This window comes from Dokdonia sinensis (genome assembly GCF_003688895.1).
In the GTDB taxonomy this organism is placed as follows: Bacteria; Bacteroidota; Bacteroidia; order Flavobacteriales; family Flavobacteriaceae; genus Dokdonia; species Dokdonia sinensis.
Genome location: NZ_REFV01000001.1, coordinates 395479 through 412783 on the forward strand (window position 1 = coordinate 395479; position 17305 = coordinate 412783).

A 17305-nucleotide genomic window follows, 5' to 3' on the forward strand; every position below is an offset into this window, starting at 1 on the left:
GGGATAAAATGGAGTTTATAGATTATTATAACATCTTAGGCCTTTCAAAAAGTGCCACTGAGGCAGATATCAAGAAGGCTTATAGAAAGCTTGCGCGAAAATTTCATCCAGACCTCAACCCTAATGATAAGATAGCAGAAGCTAAGTTCAAAGAAATAAATGAGGCAAACGAAGTGTTAAGTCACCCAGAGAATCGAAAGAAATACGACCAATATGGAGAAAACTGGAATGACGCCGAAGCCTACGAAAAAGCAAAACAACAACAATCAAGGCAATCCCAACAGCGCAGTTACGGTGGTCAACAAACGTACGGTGAAGAAAATTTTTCAGACTTTTTTGAATCTATGTTTGGTGGTCGTGAGCGACAACAACAACGAGCCACTTATCGCGGTCAGGACTTTAACGCAGAGCTCCACCTCGACCTTATGGATGTATACACGACTCACAAGCGCACACTCACTGTAAATGGAAAAAACATCCGAATTACAATACCTGCGGGCGTAACAAACGGGCAAACCATAAAGATTAAGAATCACGGTGGTAAGAGTCCTACAAACGGACCTAAAGGAGACTTGTACATCACATTCGTAATTAATAACAAAACGACTTTTCAGCGTGAGGGGGCAAACTTATATATGACCCAAGAAATACCATTACTCACCGCCGTATTAGGCGGGTCACAGCATATAAAAACCATAGATGGAAAGGTGAAACTAACGGTAAAACCAGGTACTCAGAGCGGTACGCAGGTTAAGCTCAAGGGCAAGGGATTCCCAGTGTATAAGCAAGAAGGAGCCTTTGGCGACTTGTACGTGACCTATAAAATAAGGGTGCCGAGTACGCTTTCGCGAAAGCAAAAAGAGCTTTATCAAGAACTTCAAAAACTTGAAAACTAATGGAAGATTACATTCTCATACCGGCTCAAGATTTTTGTGTAAGCCATCAAGTTACTGTGGAAACTCTAAGGCAGTTGAATGACTATGGCCTCATAGAAGTCGTGCAACGCAAGCAAACCGTGTTCATACCAGAAAGTCAATTAAAACGCCTGGAGCAAATCCTTGTGTTTCATAAAGAATTAGAAATCAATCTCGAAGGTATCGAAACGATATTTGAACTTCTAGAACGCATCGAAAAGATGCAAAACCACATTATTCAACTAGAAAATAAGCTAAAACGATTTATCTAATGGACACACAAACTTCAAAACTGGTAGCACTCTGGGAAGAATCCCGTACGAGGCTCGAGAAAATTGTAAACACAATTACCACAAACGATTTGAGGAAAACACTAGCTCCATCGCCTAACAGTATAGGTTTTCTACTTCAACACATCGCTGAAGTTGAGTTGCTGTTTGCAAAAAATGTATTTGATGCTAAAGACACTAAAGTCATTGCCAAAACTATTATTGCCCAACACGACACGGGAGAATGGACAGATTTAGAGAGTATAATTTCTAACCTCGACCGCTCTAGGAAAAGCCTTCAAGCAATTATCTCACAACAGCGCGATAGCGATTGGGATGATGATGTCATTACTAAAGAATTTGGCACGAGAACTAAAACGCAAGCATTAGGTCGCATTACCTCGCATACCGCTTATCACGCAGGCCAGGTAAAAATTATTTTAAAATATGGAAGTGATAACTCTTAGATTATGGATGCCTTCAATCAAGTACAAGACTGGCTAGCCCAACATCCCATCGTGATGAGTATAGCAAAGTATGTGTTATGGATTGTTGCCATTCTTATAGTGGTGCAACTCATAAGACGTTATTTGAAACAAAATTTACCTAACACCGTCACTAGATATAAATCTCAAAAAGGTGTTGAAATAATAGGATATGTACTTATTATCTTTCTTTCCATAACCTATTTTACAGGTAACATTACAGATTTTACTATTGCGATAGGACTACTTTCGGCTGGCGTAGCGATCACGTTGCAGGAACTAATTTTAAGCATTGCAGGGTCACTATATATCTTTTTTGTGAAGGTGTATGCACCTGGCGACCGTATAGAGATAAACGGCATAAAAGGAGATGTGATAGATATAGACAGTATTTACACCACGATGATGGAAATAGGAGAATGGGTAAGCTCAGATAATTATAGCGGTCGTATTGTGAAGTTGAGCAACGCCTTTGTATTTAAAGGACCTATCTATAATTTTTCTCAGGACTTTCCTTTTATTTGGGATGAGTTTAATCTTCCCATTCGATACACTTCTGATGTGGAGCTTACAAAAGAAATTATCACAGAAGTGGCACAAAAAGTACTCTCTGAATACGTAAACTTCTCAAAAAAGCATTGGAAAACCGTAGTGTCAAAATACTATATAGAAGATGCTGTGGTGGAGCCTACACTTGCAATGACACTAACTGATAACTGGATACAATTCAACCTACGCTACATTGTAGATTATAAAAAGAGACGCCTTACTAAGCACGCTCTGCAAGAACAAATTCAACAGGCAATTGAGGACACAAATGGTCTTATTACCATTGCATCTGCCACGCTGGAAGTGATAAAAATGCCTACTACAAACATTCACGTTACGACACCGGTAAAAAAATAGCCACGCGTATGCGCTTTGAACTATGGCAAGTTCGCTTTCGCGAAAGCGAACCCGCGAGATTCACAACCAAGAGAGCGCCAAGTGATAAAGCGAACTTGAACGCTTCACACCCAGAAGCTGAGCAATGAGGTAAAGCGCAAGAAATTATCTTATACTGACAAAAATCATAGTATACCTTCCAGACCAAAATTACATTTGAGTCATAAAATTAAAACTATGAAATCACTCGTAATTACCCTCGCATTACTGTCTATACTCAGCTGTAAGGAGCAAACCTCTCAAATAGTTGATCCGCTTACAGAAGAAACTACAGAAAGTATACTCGACCCAGATTCTGCAGACTCCCTCTACTTTACCGAAACCGAAATACGGGAACTTCAGGCTAAAAGCCAGTCGCTCAAAAAAGAGGGACTCCTAGCTATAGAAGATGATATACCAACATTACAAGAGGCAGTACAATCTAAAAAAATCTTTAAGGAAGCAGACGAGTACGTGCTTGATTATACCTACCCCTACTTAAATGAAGAGATAGATGCACGATACAAAAAGTTCAATGACTATATGGCTGAGAGCTACCTCAATATTGAGCGCACAGTAAACCAGATTCTGGAAGACAAAGAATTGCTGTGCGATACTTTAAGAATACAACGTTTCCGGGATAAGCGAATTATTGATTTTAAATTACATTCTACTCATAACAACCTCATTAGCATACTCTTGTACAAAGAGAATTATTATAGCGGAATGTTGCACTCTACCTATATGTTTGACTGTTTGAACTATGATGTAAATAAGCAAGAGTTTATCACCTACAATGACTTTTTCCTAGAAGGATCAGAAAAAATGGTATTTGATCTTATCAATCAAACTATTTATGATGACATACACTCTGGCGAGATGTACTATGATTGCTGGGAAATTTCAGATATGGATTTTAGAGCTTATAAAAATAACTTTGTCGTAAATGGAGATAATATTGAGTTCTATTTTGACGATTGCGTGATTTGTCCTTCCTACACAGGGCAGTATAGTGTAATCATTCCCATACCAGAGATAATGCACTTGATTAAAGGATATCAACGGCCATTACTCATTTAAAAAATGTTCTTATAATATTCTGAGAAGTTCAGCACACAAAGTATGAAAAGTAGTTTTAAAAATATCATCAACTCAGACACTCCAGTCCTAGTAGATTTTTATGCCGACTGGTGTGGACCTTGCAAGATGCTCGCACCCATTTTAACCGATGTAAAAAAAGAATTGGGGGACGAGATAAAGATTATAAAAATTGATGTTGATAAGAATCAACCACTAGCGTCTCAATATCAGGTCAGAGGTGTACCTACGATGTTACTCTTTAAAAATGGTAAGCAAGTCTGGCGACAGTCTGGGGTTGTTCAGACGACCGAAATCATTAAGCAAATTAAAAACAGCTAGATGCAACTGGGACCATACATAGAACATACCCTACTCCATCCCACAGTAACAAAAAATGCTATTAAGAAGCTATGCCGTCAGGCTATTCAATATCGTTTTTACGGAGTTTGCGTTCCAGAATGTTATGTTGCGCTTGCGCAAAATATGCTCACAGAGCATCCTATAAAAGTGATTGCGGTCGTAGGCTTTCCATTAGGAAACCAAAGTACAGTGGCCAAAGTATGCGAAGCAAAACACGCCATCCTTCTAGGTGCGAGTGAAATTGATATGGTGCTTAACATAGGCTTTCTAAAATCTGGATTATTTGACAAAATATCTGATGAAATAGCAGAAATAAAAAAAGCTATTGGGAGCCGCTCATTAAAAGTCATCTTAGAGACTTGCTACTTATCTGATGAAGAGATAGAATTAGGCTGTAAGCTAGCCATAAAAGGCAATGCAGATTTTGTAAAAACCTCAACGGGTTTTGGTACAGCCGGGGCCACATTAGAACATATTGCGTTAATGAGGAGAGCATCTAAGGGTCTTCTTAAAATTAAAGCATCTGGTGGCATTAAAGACCGAGCTACCGCCATACAATTTATAAGCGCAGGAGCAGATAGAATAGGCACTTCAAATGGAGTCCAGTTAGTTTTATAAATACGGACAATGAGCACACATATAGAAGCAAAAAAAGGAGAGATCGCAGAAACAGTATTACTACCAGGAGACCCTATGCGAGCCAAATGGATTGCCGAAACATTTCTCGATAATCCAAGATTGTATAATGACGTACGAGGAATGCTGGGATATACAGGAACATATAATGGCCAAAGTGTCTCTGTACAAGGCACGGGAATGGGGATACCCTCTGCATTAATCTATTGTCACGAGCTTATAAACGACTACGGAGTCAAGCAGTTAATACGAGTAGGATCTGCTGGATCTTATCAAAAAGATGTCAAGTTAAGAGACATTGTGATTGCAATGGCAGCGAGCTCAACTTCTGGTATCAATAACTCAAGATTTATCAATGCAGACTACTCTCCTACTGCAAATTATGAACTCTTTCTCAAAGCCTGTCTCTATGCTCGAGATCACCTTATTCCTATCAAAGCAGGAAACGTGCTCTCTACAGATGAATTTTACGAAGACAATTTTGATAATTACAAGCTGTGGGCAAATTTTGGCGTGCTCTGTGTAGAAATGGAAGCCGCTGGTCTCTATACCATAGCTGCCAAGTTTAACGTAAAAGCTCTGGCCATACTTACCATATCTGATTCTCTAGTTACTAAGGAAGCTATCTCTGCAGATGATAGAGAAACAACTTTTAGGAAGATGATTGAAATCGGATTGAGTTGTATTTAGTAATGCTAATTTCTTCTAACGCTATTAGTATACCAGACGGGAGTGATATGACTTTTTCTAGGGGGAGAAAGGGGTGAAAGACATCACAACACTTTATCCCTATCTGGCTAACTAAGTTGGGGAACTTTCATAGGTTTAAAAGTCTATTCCAAAAATAGATAGCCTGGCTCATTGCTACAGCAACAATTGTTACATAAGAAAATTTATAAGATTTCAATGATTCCTCGTCCCAGTTTCACCCGCCCTTGTTCTTCTAATTTTTTGAGAATCCTAGAAATCACTACCCGAGAAGAGTATAAATCATCTGCGACTTGCTGGTGATTGTATTTAAGCTTAGCTGTTTTCATCACATCTGCCTTTTCTTTAATATATCTAAGTATTCTATCCTCCTTCTTATAAAAAGCAAAGGAGTCTACAAGTTCTAACAGTGTATGTACTCGTTTTTGATATGTATTCAATACGAAGGATTGCCAGGAAGGATATTTACCCATCCACTCTTCTGACTTTTCTTTAGGAAGAATGAGCAACTCTGTATCCAGTTGTGCTACAGAGCATACATCGCTCTTTACTCGTTTAGTCTGGTTTATTAATGTAAGAGAGCACGTCTCACCCGGTCGTATAAAATATAGCACGAGATGCCCATCGTGGTCTTCCCTTAATATTTTAAGTGCTCCGGATATCATTAGGGGCACACCAATCATATAGCTATTCTTACATACGTGATGCTCTCCTTTTTTGAGGCTTTTAAAAACCCCGAAAGAGAGCATTTCTTCTACTAGTTTTTCTTCAAAAATAGCCTTGTATATTTTCTTGAAAGTTTCCATAATCTTTATAGATAACAGTCGGAGTTGTTTCAATAATAAGGGAGGTTTTATTTAGAAAACCTCCCTTTCCCAACTAAACCGAGTGTCACATTTTAAACGTAAACACTGGAAGTTTTGAATGATTTGCTATCGCCTCTGCTATGCTACCATTAAAGAAATGTGATAAGCCTCTGCGACCGTGGGTGGGGATCGCTAGAGCATCTGCTCCTACTTTTGTAGCGTATTCATAAAGACCGCTCTCAATACTATATCCATTTACTATAACAAGATCTTCCCTATGTAAAGGTGTTCCAAACTCTGCTATACTCATAAATTTTTCCATCTTATCCTCTATTTCCCTTGAGCTTCTGAAGCGGTCTGCTGGAAGATTAACATATACTAGGTCAATTTTAACCTCTAGCTCTTCAAAAAATGGTATAGCGTCTCTATAGGCTTTTACACTCTCCTCCTTAAAGTCACACGCATATAAAACTCGCTTAGGTAATGCAGTTTCCTCATTTCCTTTTACTACTAGAACAGGAACTTCAGAAGTACGTACAACTCGTTCCGTATTGGATCCCACAAATTCTTCTCTAAGACCTTTTGCTCCGTGAGAGCCCATTATGACCAAATCTACATCCTGCTCTAGTGCAAGATCATTTATTTCTTCAAAAATCTTATAATTTTGAACAGTCTCTGTAACCGTAATGCCATTCAGGTAGGGCTTATCTAGAAACGTTTGAAATTGTTTTTCGGCAAGTTTCATATGATAAATCGCTTCTGCTACTTCTTGACTTTCATCTTTGGCAAATATGGAATCAGAAAGTCCCATCATATGCATTACTAAAATTTCTGCGTCATACGCTTTCGCGAAAGCGGCCGCTACCTCTAGTGCATATTCAGAGTGCTTTGAAAAATCTACGGGAACTAATATCTTATTCATAATTATGGATTTAGTGGGTTTTGAAAATTTCCTTACGCTTGCGCAATTGTCTATCCAGGTCAGAAATAGTTTCTTTCATCGCTGTTTCGAAGTGAACATCTGTGGTAGTAGCAAATAGTCGAGGTCCCGGACCGCTCAACTCAATCTCGCAAGTGCGATGCGCTGGGTCCTTTGTGTTTTCTTGTTTAAAGAAGACTTGGGCTTTTATGAGCCAAGGATACTTCTTGATGAGTTTTTCAAGTCTTTTTCTAGTCAGGGTGTCAAGTGACGCACTCTCCTGCATTTTTACGTATTGAAATAGTATGGTCATATCTCATTGTTTCTATCAAAATTAGAAATAACAGCACGCCAAGACTATGACAAATATCAGCTCATAGAAAATTAATGCGGTAATTTTTCTTTAATAAGTCCATAGAGAAAAGTTCCCGCAATAGCACCGATAAGTACAAGGATAATAGCACTATAACCAGCACCCAGAAGCACGTACATAGGACCGGGGCAAGCTCCAACAAGCGCCCAACCCAAACCAAAAATAATTCCTCCTACCAGATATCTGGTAACGCTTCTTTCTTTATCGTGTAAGTTCATCTTACCTCCTCCTAAAGGTTTTAAATCTTTGCGCTTGATCACTTGGACACCAACAATTCCAATTGCGAGTGCAGATCCTATTATACCATACATATGAAAACTACCAAACTGGAACATCTCATAAATACGAAACCACGAGGCCGCTTCAGACTTGAACATCACGAGACCAAACAATACACCAATGGCTAAATAGATTAGATATCTCATAACTTAAAAAATTAAAGGAAAGATTAAGTGAACCATCGAAAGTCCTCCGATGAAGAAGCCGACAACGGCAATAAGTGAGGGTAATTGGAGATTACTTAACCCCGAAATTGCGTGACCAGAGGTACAACCTCCTGCGTATCGCGCTCCAAAACCAACCAATACACCCCCGACTATTAATAATATGATGGTGTAAGGGTTGCTCAAAGCCTCTGTTCCAAAAATTTCTAGGGGTAGGTAGTTTTCTCCCGCGCTCTGTATGTTATATTCTTCAGAAAGTTGTTGTGCAACAGCAGGGTTAATAATTACCGTATTGTCACTCATATAATTTGAAGCTAAAAAACCGCCAATAATTGCGCCCAATACGACCATCAGATTCCATCTGTCTGCACGCCAGTCGTACCTAAAAAACTGGGAGGTTCTTCCTGCTCCCACCGCAGCACAAACGGTACGCAGATTGGAAGACATCCCAAACTTTTTGCCCGTTGCTAGGAGCATAAACATAATAAGTGCAATCAAAGGTCCCGAGATATACCAAGGCCACGGATTTGTAATCCAGTTCATAACTTTTTTGGGTAAAGCTCCAACTTTATACCCTTAAAAAAGGTAACAAGAGTTACACTGGACTAGATTATAAAAGACAGAAATATTTATAATAGCTTAGGCTCCTGCAAGGCAATTCATTAGCCAGTTTTTTTTCTAATAAAATATTGAGAAGGCAAAGAGGTGTTGTTCAGTTTCTCTCCTCTTAGGCTATATTAATATTAAATAAATGTCCAATGAGAGCCGTAATTCCCATAGCGAGTGTACCCCAAAACGTAATTCTTAGAACTGCTTTTAATTTTCTAGCTCCTCCAGCTCTGGCAGATACCAAACCAAGAATGGCCAAAAAGATAATGGCAAATACATATTCTATGTATTCCATATATTTTAAAGGTGCAAGAAAGGCCACTAAGACTGGAAGAAAGCCGCCCACAGTAAATGCCACACCTGATGACAAAGCTGCCTGTAAAGGTTGTGCTTCAGTCATTTCGGTTATACCTAGTTCATCTCTAGCGTGGGCTTCTAGTGCATTGTGAGCGGTTAATTGTATTGCTACCTCTAGCGCAGTTTCAGGGGTTAAACCTCGTTCCTCATAGATTTTAGCTAGTTCTACGAGTTCCTCTTTTGGGGTGTCAATCAGTTCTTGTTGTTCTCGTTCTAAGTCAGATTTTTCTATATCCGTTTGTGAACTTACAGAAACATATTCTCCGGCAGCCATTGAGAGTGCTCCTGCCACAAGTCCAGCAACTCCTGCGATAATTACAGGTTCTCGCGTGCTACTCGCTGCTACTACACCAATAATAATACTTGCTGTAGATAATATCCCATCGTTTGCTCCTAAAACTCCTGCACGTAACCACCCGCTTCGATTGATGTAATGCTTTTCCTTTGTATTCATTTGTGTTGCATTAAGGGTTATGGTTACGCTTTCGCGAAAGCGAATTAGGAAAACTCACAAGAGATAGGATATCACAGCGTTGAAGTGATAATTTAATTTTATTGACCTTGATCAAACACATATAAAAGCCCCTATTTTAGTGTTGAGGGACAAACATAGTTTGTTGTCTCAATGCCAGCTTCTTTGATACTTTTGTAACCACCTTGAATATCCACCAGATTGTGAATTCCTCTATTTTTTAAAATAGATGCTGCAATCATACTGCGATAGCCACCCGCGCAATGCACAAAGAAGGTCTCCTCTTCTGGAAACGCTGCTAGATGATTATTTAAATCTGACAAGGGGGTAAGCTGAGCATTCACGATGTGTTCAGAGTCATATTCTCCTGGTTTGCGTACGTCAAAAATAGGTGCATTATCTTCCATATCTTCAAGAATACCCTTGAACTGAACAGCCGTGATAGAACTCACTGTATCGTATTCTCTCGAAGCCTTTTTCCAAGCATCAAAACCTCCTTCAAGATATCCGAGTGTATTATCAAAACCTACTCGAGATAACCTTGTTATGGTTTCCTCAATCCTATCTTTATCTGCTATTAATAATATAGGCTGCTTTACATCTTTTATTAAAGCTCCCACCCACGGTGCAAAGCCCCCATCTATACCTATGAAAATAGAGCCCGGGATATGACCCTTGGCAAAATCACTTTGATTTCTTACGTCAAGCATCACGGCTCCTGTCTCATTTGCTATGGCTTCAAAAGCCTCTGGAGAAAGCGCATTTTCGCCTTGAGCGATTACCTTATCAATATCCTTATATCCCTCTTTATTCATCTTGACATTCATAGGAAAATAAGCTGGTGGTGGTAAAAGCCCGTCAGTCACTTCTTTTACAAATTCCTCCTTTGTCATATCTGCTCGCAAAGCATAATTCATCTCTTTTTGATGCCCTAAGGTATCTACCGTTTCTTTCATCATATTCTTACCACAAGCACTACCGGCACCGTGCGCAGGATAAACCAACAATTTGTCGGCTAGAGGCATAATCTTCGTGCGTAAACTATCATACAAAATCCCAGCAAGGTCTTCTTGTGTCATATGGGTCGCTTTTTGAGCCAGGTCAGGACGACCTACGTCCCCTAGAAAAAGCGTGTCTCCCGTAAAAATCGCATAGTCGTTACCGTTTTTGTCTTTTAAGAGATAGGTTGTGCTTTCCATTGTATGACCCGGAGTATGCAACACTACAATGGTCAATGCTCCTAATTTGAATTCCTGACCATCTTCTGCAATGATGGCCTTAAAATTTGGATTTGCATTGGGCCCATAGACTATGGGAGCTCCTGTCTTTTTGGAAAGCGTGACGTGTCCGCTGACAAAATCTGCGTGAAAATGGGTTTCAAAAATATATTTGATTTTTCCGCCAGCTTCTTCAGCTTTATCAATGTACGGTTGGACTTCGCGTAAGGGGTCTATTATAGCTATCTCTCCGTTACTTTCTATATAATATGCACCTTGAGATAAGCAACCTGTATAAATCTGTTCTACTTTCATAATATATTTATTTTGAGTACGCTTTACAGCTCCACTCTCTTCCTGTTTGTGAAGCTATTTAGTTCGCTTTACCGCTTGGCTCTCTCTTGGTTGTGAATCTCGCGGGCTCGCTTTCGCGAAAGCGTAATAAATTCTAAAATTAATGAGCTAATTTGATTTAAATAATGACAAATATCATCCCGCAAGCTCTTTGTAAATAATATAAATGCCCATAACTAGCACAAACCAACCAAATGCTTTTTTAAGTTTCTTCCCATCGATAAGTGTATTGAGCCAGATTCCTATAAATATTCCAAGCACCGATATCGCTGAAAATAATAAGAGAAATGTCCAATCTATATCAAGGTTTTGTACATCTCCTAAGAAGCCTATGAGCGATTTTATAGCAATTATAAATAGTGATGTGGCAACTGCTTTCTTCATAGGCAACTTAGCCAATAAAACTAAGGCTGGGATAATTAGAAATCCTCCTCCTGCACCCACTATTCCTGTTATAACACCGACTACTAGTCCTTCTACTATTATTAAAGGGTAATTATATGTGATACTCGTTGCTTCTTCATTCTCTTTATTATTACTACGGATCATTGAGACAGATGCGAGTAACATAATAAGTGCAAAAAATAGCATTATGGCCAGATTTTTAGTCACTACAAAACCGTTAATTTCAAAAAATATATCGGGAATTGCGGGAATCAAGTATGCTCTCGTGAGATACACAGCAATGAATGCGGGGACTGCAAATACGAAGGCAGTTTTAAAGTCTACCATCCCTTTTCTCATATTCTGAATAGCTCCAATGAGGGACGTACTCCCGACCACAAATAAGGAATAGGCTGTTGCTACTACCGGATTTAAGGAAAGCGCATACACTAAAATAGGTACTGTAAGAATGGAACCCCCACCACCTATAAGGCCTAAAACGACTCCTATAAGTAAGGCTCCTATGTAACCAAATAGCTCTGAAACTTCCATAATTATCTATTTGCGAAGTAAAAGTAGTGGTCTGTCTCGCTCATTTTTGTAACCTATGTTACAAGACTTCAATAAAACTACGGTGCATTCTCAATTTTCCTCTATTTTCCATTTTCTTAAGGAGTCTAGAGATTACGACTCTACTTGTATGTAGGTCATTTGCAATTTCTTTATGAGTTGTATAGATATGTTTACTATTATTAATCTGCATTCTATTGGATAGATAGTTTTCCAGTCGCTCATCCATATTATTGAAAGCGATGTTATCTACACTCTCTAAGAGTTCCATCATACGCTCGTGGTAGCTGGCAAAAACAAAGTTGCGCCAGGTCTTAAATTTACCTGACCATTCTTCCATTTTTTCTACTGGAATCATTAATAGTTTTGCTGGGGTTTCTGAAACTGCGTGAATCTCGCTTTTCTTATTACCTATACAGCAAGTCATCGTCATTGCGCAGGTATTTCCTTTTTCAAGATGATATAGGAGCAATTCATCTCCTTCAGTATCCGGGCGCATTATTTTTATACTTCCAGAGAGTAATAAAGGAATTGTTCTAATATACTGCCCTGGTTTCATCAAGTCTTGACCTTCTGGAACTTCCATAAAGGTTGCTACTTGATTAATTTCTTCTATAAGCGCTGGCTCAAATTGAGAACCATAATGTTTTTTTAATTCTTCTATCATTGGAACTCAATTTCCTGTTTTTTGTGCAAAGTTAGCTGATGTACAAACTTAAGATTGTAACGTAAGTTACATTAGATATATGTAGGATTCTAAAAACGCCTTCGTAGTCCGCCAGTTATTGATAAAGCACCAAAGGCTAGATTACGGTTCATATCATTAAGTTCATAATTGAATGAAGCATTACTAAATCGTATTTCTGGAAGTACGTGCCACTTTCCTAGTGATACGATTTTCATCCCAAAACCTAAATGCGTACCTACCGCTATATCTGTTTTAAAATTAAATGCTGTGAGTGTACTCACAACCTTAACGTCCATAAAAGTCATACCTGCTCTTATGTAAAAGGGATTTTTTTGTTTCTGAAAAATGTTAAAATAGACCAGTCCTCCTAGCTGAATACCCTTTTGAGTAAACTCAATATTATCTTCCCTATACCCTTCATCTGTATCAAATCTATTCCATATTAGTCCCGTATAAATATCTGTGCGCTCTCCCAAACGATAAACGCCTATTAAATCAATGCCGTTGCCTATGCGCAAAGGCTCGTCAATAACTTTACGAGTAGGGAAATGTAATGTAGGGCGTAATTCTATAGCCCAATGTTCTTGTCCTAAGCCTATTGCAGAAATAAAAATGATGAGGAACTGAAATACTTTTTTCATAACAATATTCTGATTTTAACTTCATCAAAATTATTGCGTTAGCTAATTATCAACTATGACATATCTCATAGATTGGCTTACAAAAAGAAATTAATTTTATCAGAAATATTCATACAAAACAGAGATTATGAAAAATATACTCATTCTTATTGCTATTGCTGTGACAGCATTACAAAGTCACAGTCAAGAGATTAAAAAAGCTGACTTTATATCACCCTTCCACAATGGTCTAGCGGCTGTAAAAAAGGGGGATACTTGGGGGTTTATCGATGAAAAAGGTATGCTCGTAATAAACTATAGAGATGACTTAGTAGCACAACCTTGTGAAAAACATCCTGAGTGGAGCTTCCCAAAATTTGTTCAAGGAAGGACGCTTATTAAAAAGACGATGGACAATATCATTTACTACGGTTTTATAGATACCCAAGGTAACGTAGTGCTAGAACCGACTTTCATTAATGCGACACATTATAATACTTATGGGCTTGCGATCATCCAAAGACTTGTGAAAGACACCTATGGAAGCAATCAGATTATGAAAAAGAACATAGTGCGCTACACCTACACAGAAGAGGCTATTAATCTTAATGGAGCAACGGTCGCTTACCTCACCGAACCTAAACACATACTTCCATATCAAGACCGTATGAAAACATCACCAAAATTACAAAGCATCCTATTATCAAAAGATTGGGTGGCCGCCCATAATAAGGATAACACCTACAACCTTATAAGAATAGAGCCCCTTAAAAAATAAAACGCTATGGAAACTACACAAGAACAAACTATAATGCCAAGAATAGGCGACAATGCACCCGATTTTGAAGCCATCACAACGATAGGTAAACTCCAATTTTCAGAATACATCGATGGAAAATGGGCATTACTCTTCTCACATCCAGCAGATTTTACTCCGGTTTGCACTACAGAGATGAGCGGCTTTGCTGTAGAGCAAGCTGTATTTGATAATTTAGATACTAAACTCATCGGACTAAGTATAGATAGCATTCATTCCCATCTCGCTTGGGTAAATAATGTGCAACGAAATACTGGTGTCTATATGAATTTCCCCATCATAGCAGATATTGATATGAAAGTGGCAAAACTCTACGGGATGCTACAACCTAATGAAAGTGAGACTGCCGCAGTACGTGCCGTTTTCTTTATAGATCCTTATCAAAAAATCAGACTCATAATGTACTATCCTCTGAACGTAGGTAGAAATATGAAAGAGATTATAAGATGCCTCGAAGCCCTACAAACGAGCGATGAACATAAAGTTGCGCTCCCTCTTAACTGGAAAAAAGGTGAAAAAATTATCGTCCCTCCGCCTAAAACACTTAAACAGATGGAAGACCGCATTGCAGATGATAGCCTTGATAAAGTAGATTTTTATCTTGCTAAAAGGTCTTTGTAATTAGGTATTACGGATTACGCTTTTGTGATAGTTTTTTTTAGCTTTCGCGAAAGCGTTTTCTTAATATAAATAATCTAAAGACTTTAATTTATATAGACTATGCACATCCCAAATGACCTTGTGTTGCGCCCTAGATTTACGCTGAAAATGAATTCTTCTCCAGAAAAACTATTGAGCTCTTTTGAAAATACAGGGAAAATGACAACAGATTTTGTAATAAGTAGAGTAGATGACCACGTTTTCATACGCATCCCAAAGAAAAAACAACATTTCTGGTCGCCACAGCTACATCTTGAAATCTACAGCATAGAAAAACATCCCACCGTGATTAAAGGTCTTTTTGGACCTAGCCCGACGGTATGGACGCTTTTTATGTTTTTACATTTTGTTGTTGCATCATTATTCATCGCCGCTGGGATCTGGATGTATACGAACATTGCTTTAGGTGATTCCTTACTAGCACCTCTTATATGTATGATTCTTCTTTTTATTTCTTGGTTTGTACTCTACATCGCTGGAAGATGGGGAAAGAAATCTGGCCAAAAAGAAATGCAAGCCTTACAGTCATTTATGTACAAAGTACTTTCTAAACAGTTACCCTAATACGCTCATAGCTAAATATTTATACGCTCATATTGCCAAGACTTTCATTTTGATAAATACATTAATCACAAAGAGCTACATTTTTCTTAGCTAGGGTGATGTCGGAGATTTATGCTATGGGTCAAACTATAAGTCACAAAAGCAGCTATGCACATAGCGTACATAGCTGCTTTCTTTATACGAAGTAAGATATATTGAACTCTACATCTAATTTCTGGAGATATAAATTTTCAGTAATCTTCCTTCTTAGAAAGGCAATCACAAAATAAACTGTGAGTTACCTAGACTTCTCTTAAAGTAGGGGCGCTTCAAGCACCCCTACTTCTCTCAAGTTTTTCTTGTACATATCTTCAATCAAAAACTAGATAATCAGACATACCTGTTACCAGTACTAGCATCTAATCTATTGAGAATATACTCTCGTAAAACTTGAACTAAGATGTCATTAAAGACTTAAGGACATCTAACTTTTATTAATTAATTATCAAAGAGTAACTTCTAATAACACTACTAAAGTAATAAGAGCAACTTTCTTAAAATATGACGAATATCAGTTTTTGGATTTTTCAAAAACTTTTTAGAATTTCGTCAGCAAATTCGGCTACTAATAATTTTGCGATATGCACATTAGGTGCCACGACTCCGGGTTCTGCGTTAGGCTTTCCTAGCCAGTAGGCTTTAGACCCTAGAAGTTCTCCCCCGCGGGATTCTATTGTTTCTTCTAGGATGCGTTGAGCTCTGTCTGTTGTTCCCATTCCCAGAGTGAGGGCCACACATTTCATCCCATCCAGATTTTGAGTCTTTAAAAAATCCATTGTAGCGGTATCTGGAGCCCAGTTATAGGTATTTGTACAAAAAACAATTAAATCTGCTTGTGCGAGATTACTTTCTTCAATAGCCTTAACTGTCAGTACTTGAGCATACCAATTGCTGTTAGAAAGAGTCGTTGCAAATGCTTTACATACTTGCTCATCGAGATTATAGAAAGGGTCCGGATTATAGATTATAATTGCATTTCTACTCGCGGTATGAGCTCCTGTTTCCCATACTATTGCTTCGGCCTTTCTCATTACAAAAAGGCTTACAACTAACCACAACACCAACATAATACCGACCCCGACAAGTATCGCTTTCCAAAAATCACTAAGGGATATCCATTTAATCATCACTTTAAGTATTTTAGGTCAATTCAAATATGATATTTTATCAAAGTATAACCAATGATATTGGTCATAGCATACTGGAACACTTTTAGCATCTTTGTAATGCAGGGGGCAATCATTCAATTTATGGTATCACTTAAGAAGAAAATAGGACTTACCCTCTCTGGTGGTGGTATTAAAGGTGTGGCACATATCGGTACACTTAAAGCTATTACAGAGGCAGGAATCAAAATTGATTACATAACAGGCACAAGTGCTGGAGCCATCGTAGGTGCGTTGTATGCTGGCGGTTATTCTTGGGAAGTGATTTTAGATTTTTTTCTAAAGACATCTATTTTCAACCTTAGTAGATTTGCCCGTAGAAAGCCTGGTTTTATCGATACTATAAAGTTTGAAAATGACCTGAGACTCTATTTTCCAGACAACTCTTTTGAAAAACTCAACATCCCACTCGCAATTACCGCTACCGAAATTGAGAGCGGTAATTTAAAAGTGTTTGATAGCGGTGAGCTTATCTGCCCGATACTAGCATCTTCGGCATTTCCTGGGGTATTCACACCCATTGATATTGACGGTTTTTTTTATTTTGATGGTGGTGTTATAGATGATTTTCCCGTAGAGTACCTAGCTGAGAAATGTGATTATATCATTGGGTCGTATGCAAACCCGCTTAGTGAGATGACTGTTGATTCTCTCAAGTATTCCTATCAAGTGCTCCATCGAGCTTATGAGATAAATCTTCATCATCACGTACATAACAAGTTTAACGATTGTGATGTTTTTATTTGCCCGCAGGAGCTATCGCAGTATGGCACTTTTAGTATGCGTAGCGGTAAAAAGATTTTCGAAATAGGATATACCGAGGCCAAAAAGCAATTGGAAAAGATAGATTTTGACAGCTTATAAGAGCTTA

At 38.4% G+C, this 17305-nt stretch carries 23 protein-coding genes; 12 read left to right on the plus strand and 11 right to left on the minus strand.

Translation table 11 applies throughout. The features are described from left to right. Positions 1-8 precede the first annotated feature (8 nt). The 8 genes from EAX61_RS01690 (at position 9) to deoD (ending at position 5358) form a co-directional block, all read left to right on the plus strand. Positions 9-896, plus strand: a complete 888-nt coding sequence (locus EAX61_RS01690; RefSeq protein WP_121915910.1) for a DnaJ C-terminal domain-containing protein — start codon at positions 9-11, stop codon at positions 894-896. Next, positions 896-1186 carry a chaperone modulator CbpM gene (locus EAX61_RS01695; protein ID WP_121915911.1) on the plus strand — a complete coding sequence of 97 codons (291 nt, stop codon included), beginning with the start codon at positions 896-898 and terminating at the stop codon, positions 1184-1186. The genes EAX61_RS01690 and EAX61_RS01695 overlap by 1 nt, the downstream gene beginning before the upstream one ends. Further along, positions 1186-1650: a DinB family protein gene (locus tag EAX61_RS01700; protein WP_121915912.1), complete on the plus strand. Its 465-nt coding sequence runs from the start codon at positions 1186-1188 to the stop codon at positions 1648-1650. Before EAX61_RS01695 ends, EAX61_RS01700 begins: the two co-directional genes overlap by 1 nt. A 3-nt stretch (positions 1651-1653) precedes the next feature. Continuing rightward, positions 1654-2574, plus strand: coding sequence for a mechanosensitive ion channel family protein (locus tag EAX61_RS01705; RefSeq protein WP_121915913.1), 921 nt, complete (start codon positions 1654-1656; stop codon positions 2572-2574). 216 nt (positions 2575-2790) lie between these two features. Then, positions 2791-3672, plus strand: a complete 882-nt coding sequence (locus EAX61_RS01710) for an RsiV family protein (RefSeq protein ID WP_121915914.1) — start codon at positions 2791-2793, stop codon at positions 3670-3672. Between the two features lie 42 nt (positions 3673-3714). Next, entirely contained in the window at positions 3715-4011 is a 297-nt protein-coding gene (gene trxA / locus EAX61_RS01715) for a thioredoxin (protein ID WP_121915915.1), read from the plus strand. Continuing rightward, positions 4012-4650 carry a deoxyribose-phosphate aldolase gene (gene deoC / locus EAX61_RS01720; protein ID WP_121915916.1) on the plus strand — a complete coding sequence of 213 codons (639 nt, stop codon included), beginning with the start codon at positions 4012-4014 and terminating at the stop codon, positions 4648-4650. It begins immediately after the preceding gene. A gap of 9 nt (positions 4651-4659) precedes the next feature. Beyond that, positions 4660-5358, plus strand: coding sequence for a purine-nucleoside phosphorylase (gene deoD, locus EAX61_RS01725; RefSeq protein ID WP_121915917.1), 699 nt, complete (start codon positions 4660-4662; stop codon positions 5356-5358). Between the two features lie 203 nt (positions 5359-5561). Here the strand turns inward: deoD and EAX61_RS01730 are convergent, their stop codons facing one another. The 10 genes from EAX61_RS01730 to EAX61_RS01775 all read right to left on the minus strand — a co-directional run bounded on the left by EAX61_RS01730 (position 5562) and on the right by EAX61_RS01775 (position 13209). After that, positions 5562-6182, minus strand: a complete 621-nt coding sequence (locus EAX61_RS01730; protein ID WP_121915918.1) for a Crp/Fnr family transcriptional regulator — start codon at positions 6180-6182, stop codon at positions 5562-5564. A gap of 85 nt (positions 6183-6267) precedes the next feature. Beyond that, on the minus strand, positions 6268-7104 hold the full coding sequence (locus EAX61_RS01735) for a universal stress protein (RefSeq protein WP_121915919.1): 837 nt from the start codon (positions 7102-7104) through the stop codon (positions 6268-6270). A 10-nt stretch (positions 7105-7114) separates the two neighbouring features. Continuing rightward, positions 7115-7414, minus strand: a complete 300-nt coding sequence (locus EAX61_RS01740; protein ID WP_121915920.1) for an HPF/RaiA family ribosome-associated protein — start codon at positions 7412-7414, stop codon at positions 7115-7117. 71 nt (positions 7415-7485) lie between these two features. Further along, positions 7486-7899: a DUF6691 family protein gene (locus EAX61_RS01745; protein WP_121915921.1), complete on the minus strand. Its 414-nt coding sequence runs from the start codon at positions 7897-7899 to the stop codon at positions 7486-7488. 3 nt (positions 7900-7902) lie between these two features. After that, on the minus strand, positions 7903-8460 hold the full coding sequence (locus EAX61_RS01750; protein WP_121915922.1) for a YeeE/YedE family protein: 558 nt from the start codon (positions 8458-8460) through the stop codon (positions 7903-7905). Between the two features lie 184 nt (positions 8461-8644). After that, positions 8645-9337, minus strand: coding sequence for a VIT1/CCC1 transporter family protein (locus tag EAX61_RS01755; RefSeq protein WP_121915923.1), 693 nt, complete (start codon positions 9335-9337; stop codon positions 8645-8647). Between the two features lie 131 nt (positions 9338-9468). Beyond that, positions 9469-10887, minus strand: a complete 1419-nt coding sequence (locus EAX61_RS01760) for an MBL fold metallo-hydrolase (protein ID WP_121915924.1) — start codon at positions 10885-10887, stop codon at positions 9469-9471. Between the two features lie 174 nt (positions 10888-11061). Continuing rightward, on the minus strand, positions 11062-11862 hold the full coding sequence (locus EAX61_RS01765) for a sulfite exporter TauE/SafE family protein (protein ID WP_121915925.1): 801 nt from the start codon (positions 11860-11862) through the stop codon (positions 11062-11064). Between the two features lie 58 nt (positions 11863-11920). Then, the gene (locus EAX61_RS01770) at positions 11921-12547 is read right to left on the minus strand and encodes a Crp/Fnr family transcriptional regulator (RefSeq protein WP_121915926.1); all 627 of its coding nucleotides are present in this window, start codon (positions 12545-12547) and stop codon (positions 11921-11923) included. An 89-nt stretch (positions 12548-12636) separates the two neighbouring features. Beyond that, a complete protein-coding gene (locus EAX61_RS01775) occupies positions 12637-13209 on the minus strand; it encodes a hypothetical protein (protein ID WP_121915927.1) in 573 nt (190 codons plus the stop codon). A gap of 127 nt (positions 13210-13336) precedes the next feature. On the opposite strand from EAX61_RS01775, the gene EAX61_RS01780 reads away from it, so the two are divergent. The 3 genes from EAX61_RS01780 to EAX61_RS01790 all read left to right on the plus strand — a co-directional run bounded on the left by EAX61_RS01780 (position 13337) and on the right by EAX61_RS01790 (position 15229). Beyond that, positions 13337-13966: a WG repeat-containing protein gene (locus EAX61_RS01780; protein ID WP_121915928.1), complete on the plus strand. Its 630-nt coding sequence runs from the start codon at positions 13337-13339 to the stop codon at positions 13964-13966. Between the two features lie 6 nt (positions 13967-13972). Beyond that, on the plus strand, positions 13973-14626 hold the full coding sequence (locus EAX61_RS01785; protein ID WP_121915929.1) for a peroxiredoxin: 654 nt from the start codon (positions 13973-13975) through the stop codon (positions 14624-14626). 99 nt (positions 14627-14725) lie between these two features. After that, a complete protein-coding gene (locus tag EAX61_RS01790) occupies positions 14726-15229 on the plus strand; it encodes a GTP-binding protein (protein ID WP_121915930.1) in 504 nt (167 codons plus the stop codon). A 566-nt stretch (positions 15230-15795) separates the two neighbouring features. Here the strand turns inward: EAX61_RS01790 and EAX61_RS01795 are convergent. Next, positions 15796-16299 (minus strand): flavodoxin family protein, encoded by a 504-nt coding sequence (locus tag EAX61_RS01795; protein WP_147448316.1) that lies wholly within the window; start codon positions 16297-16299, stop codon positions 15796-15798. Between the two features lie 150 nt (positions 16300-16449). Between EAX61_RS01795 and EAX61_RS01800 the strand changes: the two genes are divergently transcribed. Then, on the plus strand, positions 16450-17298 hold the full coding sequence (locus EAX61_RS01800) for a patatin-like phospholipase family protein (RefSeq protein WP_283806729.1): 849 nt from the start codon (positions 16450-16452) through the stop codon (positions 17296-17298). Positions 17299-17305: the final 7 nt, after the last annotated feature.